Consider the following 12,701-nt stretch of genomic DNA (forward strand, 5'->3'; position numbering starts at 1 on the left):
ACAAAATCAAACTTATAACAATTCTTTTTTCTTTACAAGACTAACTACAATTCGGCTTGGTATCTTCTACATAAAGCGGTGTCTGTCTCCCCAGTAAATTAGTAGTTTGTTATTGACATTTTCTTGGAAAAGGATTATGATATACAAACAAGTTCGCTAGTGAACAGATTCCTAACGAACTAAATAAAGGAGATATGAAAGAAAATATGTATTCTCATAAAAGCAAGCAAGGAAAGCTTTGAAGAGTGCATGATAACAAACGGAGGATAAAATATGCGAGATTCTATAATTAATATCTGTGGAATGAATATGCGTAAGCTTTTGGAGAAAAAATCTGAAGTGCTGGTGCAGAAATACGGAGTGAGAAATGTGGAGTTGGAGATTCTTTTGTTTTTATATCATTCATCATGTGGAGATACGGCGAAGGATATCGTAGAGCAGAAGAATTTATCTAAGGCGCATATTTCAAAGTCTGTGGATAATTTGCGGGCAAAGGGATTCGTTGTTTTGATAGAGGATGACAATGATCGTAGAAAGAGACATATTGAGTTGACACAAAAAGCGGAGGAGGCAGCGAAGGAGATGTTAGAAGTTCATAATGATTGTAAGCGTATTATTATGCGGTATGTGACAGAGGAAGAAAAGGCAGTTATGGATCGTGTGATGCAGAAGATGCTTCGCAGTTTGGATGAGGAACTTCAAAAGTAACAGAATTAGTCTGATTAGAAGAAAGGAATGTAGTATATGAAGTCAATGGCAATAGAAAGGGAATTTGGCAGCGGAGGACGGGATATCGGAATTCGCATTGCGAAAGAGGCACAGATTCCTTACTATGATGGACAGCTGCTGATTGAGGCCGCTAAAAGATATGGCATAGAGATTGCAGATCTTAAGGAGTTTGACGAGAATAAAGTAGGAAGTCTTCTCTATAATATCGCGATGATGGCAGGCTATAATCAGTATGAAAATATGGTGAAAATTAATGAGATTTTCTATGGAATGAAAGAGACGATTAAGAATCTTTATGCAGAAGGTCCGGCGGTTTTTATCGGAAGATGTTCTACAGAAATTTTGAAATCCTGTGAAGATGTTGTGACAGTTTTTGTCCGCTGTAGTGATAAGGAGAAGAGGGTACAGCGCATTTTTGATAAGGAAAATGTAGATACGATGCAGAAGGCACGTCGTTTAATGGACAGAAAGGATTGGGGCAGGGAAAGGTATTTTAAGTTCTGGACGAAAAAGGACTGGAAGGACGAGAAGAACTATGATCTGATTCTTGATACAGCGAAGCTTTCTTTGGAGGAGTGTTCAGAGATTTTATTGAAGAGGATGAACGAGTAGGCATTGGAAAGCATAATAATAAACGATGCGGATTTTTGATGAACTTAGTAGTCAGAGTAAAATTGTTTTGACAAAAAGTAATTGGAGGACATAAAGAATGACAAAAATATTTAAAAATATGGCCCCATACTGGTATATGATCGTTGCGATTGTGCTGTTGCTTATTGTGCAGGCGTTTGGCGATTTGTCGCTGCCGCAGTATACGTCAGATATCATTGATGTGGGAATTCAGAATAAAGGTGTGGAGCATATTCTTCCTGTGAAAATGATGGAGGATGAGTATGAGATTTCGCAGTTGTATATGACTTCAAAAGAGAAGAAAGTATGGAAAGATACTTATGAGAAAAAGGGTGAGTATTACATTTGCAAAGTAGAAGATGAGGAGAAGCTGGATCAGTTAGATGATACATTTCTTACAGCGATTTTCTTAAATCATAACATGTCAAATGTAAAAGAATCGCAGTTTAAGAAGATGATTAAGAATTCGATTGCTTCGAATCCTGCGATGGCTCCGATGAAGGATAAAATAGATGATATGAGTGTCGATGAGATTGGAAAGATGCTCAACATGGAGTTTAAGAGTTTTCAGGAGGAAGATGATAACGGGAAAAAGGTTACTTACGTTGATGTGCGCCCGATGCTGTATCAGATGAAGCAGACAGGCATGATGAGTGCCAAAGATATCCAGAAGTCCAGAGAAGAAATCGAAAAGAAAATGAACGATATTGGAGAGAGTACTTTATTTTCTACAGGTGTTGCCTATGCGACAAAATGTGATAAAGCTGCAGGAGTAGATATCGATAAGATACAGACAGATTATCTCTGGAAAGAAGGCGGCCGTATGCTTGGAATTGCATTTATGATTCTGGTAGCGGCGATTGGAGTCGGTTTTCTTGCTTCTAAGGTAGGTGCGAGTATTGGCAGGGATTTGCGTGGAAAAATCTATAAAAAGGTTATGGGATTTTCAAATGCGGAAATGAACCGTTTTTCTACAGCATCTCTTATTACAAGAAGTACAAACGATATTCAGCAGATTCAGATGGTTACAGCAGTTATGCTGAGACTTCTTTTGTATGCACCGATTATCGGAATTGGTGGAATTATTAAAGTGTATCAGACCGGAGCAGGAATGGAATGGATTATTGCTCTTGCGGTTGTTGTGATTCTCGGATTTGTTATGCTGCTTGTTTCGATGGCGATGCCGAAGTTCAAAATTATGCAGACATTAGTAGATGGTCTTAACCTTGTTTCCAGAGAGATTTTAACAGGACTTTCTGTTATTCGTGCATTTGGCAGAGAGAAAACAGAGGAAGAGCGTTTTGATGAAGCGAATAAAAAGTTGACAGGTACGCAGCTTTTTACAAACCGTATTATGACGTTTATGATGCCGGGAATGATGTTTATCATGTACAGTGTTACCATTCTGATCACATGGGTTTCCGCACAAAAAATTGATGCGGGTACGTTACAGGTTGGTGCGATGACAGCGTTTATTACTTATGCAATGCAGATCGTTATGGCATTTCTTATGATGACAGCGATGTCTATTATGGTACCAAGAGCGGGTGTTGCAGCAGATCGTATTGATGAAGTTCTTAAGACAGAAGCTTCTGTTCAGGATGTGAAGAAGCCAGAAACGCTTAAGGAGCATAAAGGTGTTCTGGAATTCTCACATGTAGATTTCAAGTATCCGGGAGCAGAACATAACGTGCTTTCTGATATTGATTTTAAAGTGGAGCCAGGCAAGATAACGGCAATTATCGGAAGTACCGGCTGTGGAAAGTCTACGCTGGTTAATCTGATTCCGAGGTTTTATGATGTGACAGGTGGACAGATTACATTAGATGGCAAAGATATTCGTCGGATTTCTATGGAAGAACTTCGAGAAGAAATAGGATTTGTACCACAAAAAGGTGTTCTTTTCTCCGGAACAATTGCTTCTAACCTGCGATTTGGAAAAGCAGATGCGACAGATGAGGATATAAAAGAAGCAGCAGAAATTGCCCAGGCGACAGAATTTATTGAGACGAAAAAAGAAAAATACGACAGTCCAATTGCCCAGGGTGGAAGTAATGTATCTGGTGGACAGAAACAGCGTCTTGCGATTGCAAGAGCGATTGCGAAAAAGGCAAAAGTACTTGTATTTGACGATAGTTTTTCTGCACTTGATATGAAGACAGATGCAGCACTTCGTAAGGAATTAAATGAAAAGGTGCAGGATGCATCTATCGTAATTGTAGCGCAGAGAGTCAGTACGATTTTACATGCAGACCAGATTCTTGTTTTGGATGATGGAAAGATTGTTGGAAAAGGAACGCATGAAGAACTGCTGAAAAACTGTGAGGTATATCTTCAGATTGCAAAGTCACAGCTTTCTGAAAAGGAGCTTGGACTTGAAAAATTAGGTTTGGTAAAAGAAAAAGCAGAGAAGGAAACAAATAAGAAAGGAGGTAAGTAAAATGGCTGAAAATAAAGCAGGAACATCAAACAGAGGCCCAATGGGTGGTCGTGGTCCGATGGGCGGCGGAAGAAAAATGATGCATGGCGGCGAGAAGGCTAAGAACTTTAAGGGCTCTTTTAAAAAGCTTTTACGTTATATTGGAAATTATAAATTTGCGATTCTTGCGGTAATGATTTTTGCGGCAATATCTACAGTATTTTCAGTAGCTGGACCAAAAGTTATGGGAAAGGCAACTACTGCGCTGGCCGAAGGTCTGATGAAAAAGATTGCCGGAACAGGTGGGATTGATTTTACCCGTATCGGAAAGATCCTTTTGCTTACTTTAGGATTGTATCTGACAAGTACAGTGTTTAACTTTTTACAGGGATGGATTATGACAGGCGTAACACAGAAAATATGTTACCGCCTTCGAAAAGAAATCTCGGAGAAAATTAACCGTATGCCGATGAAGTACTTTGAAAGTCGTACTTATGGTGAAGTTCTTTCAAGAATCACCAACGATGTAGATACATTAGGTCAGGGATTAAACCAGAGTGTAACGCAGGTTATTACTTCAACAGCAACGCTTATTGGTGTCGTTGTAATGATGCTCACTATTTCACCGTTAATGACATTAATTGCATTTATCATTTTACCGGTATCGGCAATCTTAATGTCTACAGTCGTAAAGTTTTCTCAGAAATATTTCCGCACACAGCAGGAATATCTTGGACATATTAATGGACAGGTAGAAGAAAGTTATGGTGGTCATCTGGTCATTAAAGCATTTAACAAAGAAAAAGACATGGTAAAAACATTTGATGAAACCAATGGAGTCTTATATGAATCCGCATGGAAATCTCAGTTTTTGTCAGGTTTAATGCAGCCAATCATGGCATTTGTCGGAAACCTTGGGTATGCCGGAGTTGCCATTTCCGGTGGACTGTTAGCAATTAGAGGAACGATTGGTGTCGGTGATATTCAGGCATTTATTCAGTATGTAAAGAATTTCACACAGCCAATCCAGCAGATTGCGCAGGTTATCAATCAGGTACAGTCCATGACAGCAGCCTCCGAGAGAGTATTTGAATTCTTAGAAGAAGAGGAAGAAGATCAGGAACACGAGGGAGCGGTATCTGTAGAAAACGTAACAGGAGAAGTGAAATTCTCTCATGTGAATTTTGGCTACAATCCAAATCAGACGATTATCAACGATTTTTCCGTAGACGTAAAGCCGGGTCAGAAAATCGCAATTGTCGGGCCTACCGGTGCAGGAAAAACAACAATGGTGAAACTGCTTATGCGTTTCTATGATGTAAATAGTGGTCAGATTCTTTTAGATAATCATGATGTTCGTGATTATAACAGACGTGATCTTCGTAAAGCATTTGGAATGGTGTTACAGGATACATGGCTCTATAAAGGAACTATTATGGAAAATATCCGTTATGGACGTTTGGATGCAACAGATGAAGAAGTTATCGAGGCAGCAAAAGCAGCTCATGCAGACAGCTTTATCCGAACACTTCCGGGCGGTTACAACATGGAACTTAATGAAGATGCAAGTAATGTGTCTCAGGGACAGAAACAGCTCCTTACTATCGCAAGAGCTATTTTGGCAGACAGCAAGGTAATGATTCTTGATGAGGCAACATCTTCTGTAGATACTCGTACAGAGGCTCTTATCCAAAAGGCGATGGATAACCTGATGGAAGGAAGAACGAGCTTTGTTATTGCGCATAGATTGTCTACGATTAAAAATGCAGATGTGATTCTTGTGATGAAAGATGGAGATATTATCGAACAGGGAAATCATGAAGAGTTGCTGGAGAAAAATGGTTTTTATGCACAGTTGTATAATTCGCAGTTTGAAGAAGCAGCATAATAGAGTTTGAATTCTGGTTTGCCGCAGGCAAGGAGACGCTCTTAGTAAATAAAATAACCTATATTTGTGACCTTAGTCGCTGCGGTTTGAATACTCGCTTACACACTCTCGTATCCAAACCTTGCTCCGAGGCCACAAATATAGGTTATTTTATTTACTGAGAGTTGTCTTTGGAAGTTGAAGAATAGTCAGAATTTATATTTTTGGGCGACTTGATAAGAAAAGTATGAAAAATATATATTCAAATATTTGAATGTGTATTTTGGGACGAAAATGATAAGTGAAATACACTGGTTTTAAGATGAAAAAAATCAAGGTGCGGAGTGTTTGATTTTAATGCTGGAATAAATTTTTGCCTTCTTGACATATTATTTTTAAAGAGGTAAGCTAGTTATAAAATAGTAGATAATATATTATCTAAAATAGCTTAAAAACGGAGATTTTAGATAATATATTATCTAAAAAATAAGAATAAATATGAAAATATGAATAAGATTGAGCACAAACAAGATTGAGTATAGAATAGTGGAGCAAGAAAAGGAGATACATTGATGGAGGCGTTGGTTTGGGAAACGGCGGAAGAACTTGATATGAAGCTGGCGCAGAGGGTGCGGAATATTAGGCGGAGGAGAAAGATTTCGCAGGAGGAACTTTCTCGTATGAGTGGGGTGAGTTATGGTTCTGTGAAGAGGTTTGAGGCTACGGGGAAGATTTCGTTGTTGTCGCTTACGAAGCTGGCGATGGCGTTGGATATGGCAGATGAACTTCGTGAGTTATTTACACAGGTTCCATATCGGAATATTCAGGAGGTTATTGATGAAAGAAAACGGAACACTACAAGTTTTATATGATGGAAAAGTAGTTGGAAAGCTGGCATTAATGGCAGGAAGAAAGATTGCATTTGAGTACAGTGAGGAATGGCTGGAAACAGGATTTTCTATTAGTCCTTTTTCTTTGCCGTTAAAGGAGCAGGTTTTTATACCAACAAAAGAGTATTTCGGCGGTTTATTTGGTGTTTTTGGGGATAGTCTTCCTGATGGGTGGGGTAATTTATTATTGAATCGTATGTTGTGGAAAAAAGGAATGAAGCCAGAAGAAATGACAATGCTGAATCGTTTGGCGATTGTGGGACAGTCCGGAATGGGAGCATTGGCATATCGGCCGGAGGAACATTTTTCTTTTGAGCCGCAGGGATATGATTTAGATGATTTAGCATTACAGTGCCAGAAGATATTGAATACAGAGTATTCGGAAAAATTGGATGAGTTATATTTGCTGGGAGGAACCAGTGGAGGTGCTAGGCCTAAGATTATGACGGAAATTGATAGAGAGGACTGGATTATAAAGTTCCCAGCTCATGTAGACGGTCAGGATGCAGGAGAGATGGAGTATGAGTATGCTTTATGTGCGAAAGCGTGTGGAATTGATATGACGGAAGTGCGGCTTTTTCCATCAAAGAAATGCAAAGGCTATTTTGGTATTAAGCGTTTTGACAGAGAAAGGATAGTAGATGGAATAGAAACAAAAGTAAAAGCAGGAAATAAGAAAAAGAGGATTCATATGTTAACAGCAGCGGCACTGTTGGAGCTGGATTTTGAACAGCCGAGCCTGGATTATCATAGTCTTATGAAATTGACTAAGATTTTGACGAGAGATAATGAAGATGATGTAAGAGAGATGTTTCGCAGAATGTGTTTTAATGTATTTGCACATAATCGGGATGATCATTCTAAGAATTTCACATATTTGTATGATGAAATGAAAAAGGGATGGCGATTGAGTCCTGCGTATGACCTTACTTTCAGCAATACTTACTATGGAGAGCATACCACAATGGTAGATGGTAATGGAAGAAATCCAGGGAAAAACGAACTGTTGGCGGTGGGGCTGCAGGCAGGTCTGGAAAAAAGCTGGTGCGAGGAAGTAATAGAAAAGATGAAAAATACGGTGGAAGAACGATTGGAAAAATACTTATAGAGGTGGAAGTATAGTAACAATATTTAAATAGCGTATAAGAGAATTTGGAAAAAAGAATGTGACAGCCTATCTTAAGTAAAACTTAAAAATACTTAAGATAGGCTCTTTTTTTCTTTTTTCATGCCGAAATAAGGTATAATAAAATAATAAAAAATGTTTTACAAAAAAGGTTCTTATCAGTATTTTTTTGTATAGAGGTTTTTATAAATCAAATATGAAATACAGTAATAAATACTGAGTTTGGAAGAAGTTTAAGAAATTATTTTAGAGAGGCGGATAAATTTGGAAGAGAATAATTCAAGTATTTTGGTGGTGGATGATAATCCGGAAATTCAGGAAATTATACAGGTATTACTTGGAGGAGAAGGGTATCTGGTAGAGACAGCAGGTAATGGTGTGAAAGCTTTGGAAATGCTTAGTCAAAGAGAGTATGATTTAATTATTCTTGATATTATGATGCCGGGACTTGATGGGTATCAGACATGCCGCAAGATGAGAGAAGAAAGTAACGCACCTATTTTATTTTTAAGTGCAAGAACGAAAGACAGTGATAAAACATTAGGATTTTCGAGCGGAGGAGATGATTATCTGGCGAAACCGTTTTCCTATAATGAGTTGATCAGTCGGGCAAAGGCATTAATACGGCGATATCAGGTTTATAGAGGAAAAGCAGAACAGCCAGTGAAATTGAATCGTTTTTCCTGTAGGAATCTGATCGTGGATGAAGAGACTAAGAATGTATACTCTGATGGAGAGCTGCTGGAACTTACGGATACGGAATATGCCATCTTGCTGCTGCTTTTGAAGAATCGTCATCAGGTATTTTCGGCAGAGCGTCTTTATGAAGCTGTATGGAAGGAGAGTTTTTACTATGGTGCAGAGAATACAGTGATGGTGCATATTCGAAATCTCAGAAGAAAGGTAGAACGGGATTCTAAAAACCCGTCCATTATAAAGACTTCATGGGGAAAGGGATATTATTGTGATTAAAAAAGTACGGGAAAAAACAAAGGGCTGGCAGATTCATAAACAGTTGATCGTTCTTATTCTTTTAACGGGAATGGTGAGTGTTCTTTTATTTGAAGTACTATGGTTAAACAAGTGGAATATTTATGAGTATGTTCGACAGATTCCGGGATTGCATGATGTATCATTGGATGAAGATTTTTGGGAAGATTTACGAGCAGAAGCAACAAAGTATGATATACCTTCTTCGGAAGACGATAAGGCAGGGATTAAGAAGATTCAGCCGTTTCTTGAACAAGGAGATAAATATACCGGAATTTATATTTATGCGTTAAAAGAAGGGAATTATATAACCGGAAGGTTTCCAAAAGTGTTGGAGAATGTAGCATTTAGTACATTTTTTGATATGGGATATCAGCTTACCGGAGGCGAAGGGGAGGAAACATATGAGTTTCCTATGAAGTTCAAGAATGGATATGCGACAGTAATGGTATGGTTTTATCACAGAGTGCGCTTTATTTATCCATATTGTATTTTTTCATTAACTGTCAGTATTGGTTTATTTTTTACTGTCATTTTATTTTTCATAAAAAAGAAAATGAATCTGGTTGCAGAACTAAAAGATGAGATTCTCAGAATGGCAGCAGGTAATCTCAGGGACAGTGTACCGAATATGGGGCAGGATGAGATTGGAATTATTGCGGAAGAACTGGATAATTTAAGAGCAGCACTGCAGGATACATTAGTTCGCGAGAAAGAAAGCCGCAGAGCGAATCAGGATCTGATTACGGCGATGTCACATGACTTAAGGACACCGTTGACTATCTTAAATGGATATTTAGAAGTACTTCGCCTGAATAGAAATCCGGAAATGCATGAGGAATATTTAAAGAGGTGCCTGCAAAAGACCAGTGATATTCGAGAGATGACAGATAGGATGTTTGAATATGCGCTGGTATTTGAAGAAGGAGAAGAGCCAAAAGTAAAGGAAATTCCAATAAAGTTTTTCAGAGACTGTATCAATGAACATAGTGATTTTATACGTCTGGCAGGATTTCAGACAGAGATGGAATATACTTATGTCGAAAGATGGATTACGGGGGATAAAGGGATGATAAAGCGGATTCTCAGTAATCTTTTTTCCAATATTTTAAAGTACGGAGATAAGTCTTCACCGGTATTTATAAAGGGAAGCTTTACAAAGCAATCATACATTCTTGAAATATCTAACACTGTAAAACAACAAAATACCGGGGTGGAAAGCAATCATATTGGATTAATGAGTGTAGAAAAAATGATGCACCAACTCGGAGGAGAAAGTACGTTCTCTGAAAAAAATGGATCCTTCGCCGTAGAATTAAAATTTAGTTTAGTTCATTAAGAAAATGGATGGAGCGAAAAGATAATCGATTCCTTTCGGAGCCAACAAGCAGAAAATAAAAATTTCAGACCATAGTATAATGTAATGTGAGAGCAAGTAAAAATGCCGGGAAGGCATTTTCTACGCAGTGATATCTTTACATTTGCTATGGTCTGAAATTTTTATTTTCGTTTGTTTCTTCAATAAATCAAATAATCATCCAGTCTTTTGAAGGCCTCTTTTATTCTGCTAAGTGGCAAGGCAAGATTAAATGTTTTGCTTGAAGTAAATTGAAGCCTTGAAAGTGATATAATCTTTTCCATTATAAGAATGTTATAAAATATTTTCAATGTAATTTTATGAAGTTAAAAATGTACTAAATAAAGCTGATAATTTTCTTGAAAATACAGTACTACAGACATTGCAAACAGAAGGGGGAGTGTGATAAAATGGGTGTGAATTTTTACAAGGAGGAAGATTTATGGAAGGATTAAGAAAAAGTGAAAAGTTTATGTCAGAATATAAGCTAAGTATTTTTCTGACATTAGCGATGCTGGCAATGTTGTTTTTTACAGCAGGAATGAAAACGGATGCCGCGGAAGTTCCAAATGGCCTTGTTGTAAATAATGGGGTAATTTCTTATTATGAAAATGGGACAGCTGTTAAAAACACATGGAAAACAGTAGATGGTAAGAAGTATTATTTCCAGAGTAATGGAAAGGCAGCTGTTGGTAGTGTAAAAGTAAAGAAAGCGTATTATATTTTTAATGAAGCTGGTGTTTTACAGACAGGTAAGAAGCGTCTAGTAACAGTGAAGAACAAACAGTATTACGCAGGAAAGAATGGAAAGGCTCTTTCTGGAATTTACTATATAAAGAATAAGTTTTATGCATTTAATAAGAATGGGGTCTATAACCAAAAAAAGACAAAGAAGCTTAAAGCGGCTGCAAAGTATAATAAGAACTTTAAAAAGCTTAAAAAGCTTTTAGGCAAGCCAAAGAAGACGAAGTATGAGTCATATTCCTGTTATGGACCGGGAAATGACGGATACATTAAGTATGCTAATTTTACTGTATATGTATACAAGTACAAAGGTAAAGTATTGTATATGGGTGCAGAGTAAAGAATAAATCATTATATCTAACAAAGGAGAGAATTGAAATGAAAAGTATCAAGAAGTATGTTGGGATTTTTCTGCTGGCATTATGTCTGATCGGAACAATGCAGGCAGTACCATGTAAGGCTGCAAGTCTGAATTCAAATGTGAATGGGATCGTTAAAAGTCAGGTTCTTCCTGAAGACACGAAGGAAGTAAAGTTACAGAAGTTATTCCAGTATACAGAGAAGACTTATGGTTACAAACGACAGATTGGTTTCAAGAATAAAAAAAGCTGGACAAAAACATATGCACAGAAGATGATTAAGAGCAAAAAAGGAAGCTGTTATCATTTTGCTGCTGTTTATGGTTATCTCGCTAAAAAAGCAACAGGATATAAAGTTCGTGTTGCTGTCGGTCAGACAAAAGGATTTAGCGGTTCATGGCAGCCACATGCATGGACAGAAGTTAAGGTTAAAGGTAAATGGTATATCTTTGATACTAATATGGATAAGTTTAAAGCGAACTCCACTTTAAAATACTATAACCTGTTAAAGACAAGTAAAGCTGCAAAGAAAGTTTATAAAAACAAAGGAGTAAAGTATGTTAACATCAAGTAATTTTACCTCCTGTATAGATTTTGTGAAGAAGAATTTTCGTGTTGTAAAGATGTTCCTTTTTGCTGCTGTTTTAGTATTTGCATTTTCTGTAAATGGACATGCAGAAGAAGCTGGTTCTCAGAATCCTGCGGAAGGAACAACACAAGCACAGGAAGAAACGACAACAGAACAGGAAGTAACGCCTGTAATTAAGAATGGTCTGGTAGAAGAAAACGGTAAATATTATTTTTATAAAGATGGTAAAGAACAGAAGAATGTATGGAAGACTGTAAATGGTAAGAAGTACTTCTTTAAAAAGAATGGGCAGGCTGCAACAGGTTCTTATAAAATTAAAAAGAAATATTATATTTTTAATGAAAAGGGCGTATTTAAGAAGTATAAGTCTGAACAGCCAGTAAGTGTAGGAAAAAGAGTATATTTTGTTTCTAAAAAAGGTATGGCAGCACCAGGATGGCATGTATATGAGAATAAATTGTATTATGCGAAGAAGTCCGGTGTATGTGCAAAGTCTCAGACAGTAGATGGCATTACATTTACTAAGAAGTCTTATGCAGCGAATAATACAAATACTAAGTCAAAGATCAAGGCAAGAAAGATTGTTGAAAGTATTACAACAAGTAAAATGAGCGGAGCGCAGAAGAGACGTGCATGCTGGAATTACATGGTAAGACGTGGACGTTTTCATTATGCATTAAAGTATCCTAACTTATCTAAAAAGGGATGGCAGAGAGCGACTGCTTTAAATATGCTTTCTACAAAGAGTGGAAACTGCTATAGTTTCGCTTGTGGATTTGCAGCATTAACAAAAGAAATTGGTGACAGACCAGTTGTAATCTGCGGAAGAGTAAGCGGAAGAAGAGATCATGCCAGTGACGGTATGACAAGACACAGCTGGGTACAGATTGGCGGAAGAAATTATGATCCAGAAGGACAGTTTGCCGGATGGGCAAGAGGAATCTATGGTTCTGCAGGATATCGTGTTCGTCATAGCATTCAGAGGAAAGTGGTGTTCTAGG

General features: G+C 37.6%; 11 protein-coding genes. All 11 read left to right on the forward strand.

Annotated elements, in window-relative coordinates; all coding sequences use genetic code 11:
• Positions 1 to 273 precede the first annotated feature (273 nt).
• On the forward strand, positions 274 to 708 hold the full coding sequence (locus EHLA_RS00420) for a MarR family winged helix-turn-helix transcriptional regulator (protein ID WP_096238898.1): 435 nt from the start codon (positions 274 to 276) through the stop codon (positions 706 to 708).
• Between the two features lie 36 nt (positions 709 to 744).
• Positions 745 to 1,341, forward strand: a complete 597-nt coding sequence (locus EHLA_RS00425) for an AAA family ATPase (protein WP_096238899.1) — start codon at positions 745 to 747, stop codon at positions 1,339 to 1,341.
• Between the two features lie 97 nt (positions 1,342 to 1,438).
• Positions 1,439 to 3,799: an ABC transporter ATP-binding protein gene (locus EHLA_RS00430; protein ID WP_096238900.1), complete on the forward strand. Its 2,361-nt coding sequence runs from the start codon at positions 1,439 to 1,441 to the stop codon at positions 3,797 to 3,799.
• Between the two features lies 1 nt (position 3,800).
• Positions 3,801 to 5,666, forward strand: a complete 1,866-nt coding sequence (locus tag EHLA_RS00435; RefSeq protein ID WP_096238901.1) for an ABC transporter ATP-binding protein — start codon at positions 3,801 to 3,803, stop codon at positions 5,664 to 5,666.
• Between the two features lie 551 nt (positions 5,667 to 6,217).
• Positions 6,218 to 6,517 (forward strand): helix-turn-helix domain-containing protein, encoded by a 300-nt coding sequence (locus tag EHLA_RS00440; protein ID WP_005349716.1) that lies wholly within the window; start codon positions 6,218 to 6,220, stop codon positions 6,515 to 6,517.
• On the forward strand, positions 6,483 to 7,643 hold the full coding sequence (locus tag EHLA_RS00445; RefSeq protein ID WP_096238902.1) for a type II toxin-antitoxin system HipA family toxin: 1,161 nt from the start codon (positions 6,483 to 6,485) through the stop codon (positions 7,641 to 7,643). Before EHLA_RS00440 ends, EHLA_RS00445 begins: the two co-directional genes overlap by 35 nt.
• 282 nt (positions 7,644 to 7,925) lie before the next feature.
• Positions 7,926 to 8,633 (forward strand): response regulator transcription factor, encoded by a 708-nt coding sequence (locus EHLA_RS00450; RefSeq protein WP_154580731.1) that lies wholly within the window; start codon positions 7,926 to 7,928, stop codon positions 8,631 to 8,633.
• The gene (locus tag EHLA_RS00455; RefSeq protein WP_096238903.1) at positions 8,626 to 9,990 is read left to right on the forward strand and encodes a HAMP domain-containing sensor histidine kinase; all 1,365 of its coding nucleotides are present in this window, start codon (positions 8,626 to 8,628) and stop codon (positions 9,988 to 9,990) included. The genes EHLA_RS00450 and EHLA_RS00455 overlap by 8 nt, the downstream gene beginning before the upstream one ends.
• A 460-nt stretch (positions 9,991 to 10,450) precedes the next feature.
• On the forward strand, positions 10,451 to 11,092 hold the full coding sequence (locus EHLA_RS00460) for a hypothetical protein (RefSeq protein ID WP_096238904.1): 642 nt from the start codon (positions 10,451 to 10,453) through the stop codon (positions 11,090 to 11,092).
• A 38-nt stretch (positions 11,093 to 11,130) separates the two neighbouring features.
• Positions 11,131 to 11,685, forward strand: coding sequence for a transglutaminase domain-containing protein (locus EHLA_RS00465; RefSeq protein WP_096238905.1), 555 nt, complete (start codon positions 11,131 to 11,133; stop codon positions 11,683 to 11,685).
• On the forward strand, positions 11,669 to 12,700 hold the full coding sequence (locus tag EHLA_RS00470; RefSeq protein ID WP_096238906.1) for a transglutaminase domain-containing protein: 1,032 nt from the start codon (positions 11,669 to 11,671) through the stop codon (positions 12,698 to 12,700). The genes EHLA_RS00465 and EHLA_RS00470 overlap by 17 nt, the downstream gene beginning before the upstream one ends.
• Position 12,701 lies beyond the last annotated feature (1 nt).

This window comes from Anaerobutyricum hallii, assembly GCF_900209925.1.
Lineage (GTDB): Bacteria > Bacillota > Clostridia > Lachnospirales > Lachnospiraceae > Anaerobutyricum > Anaerobutyricum soehngenii.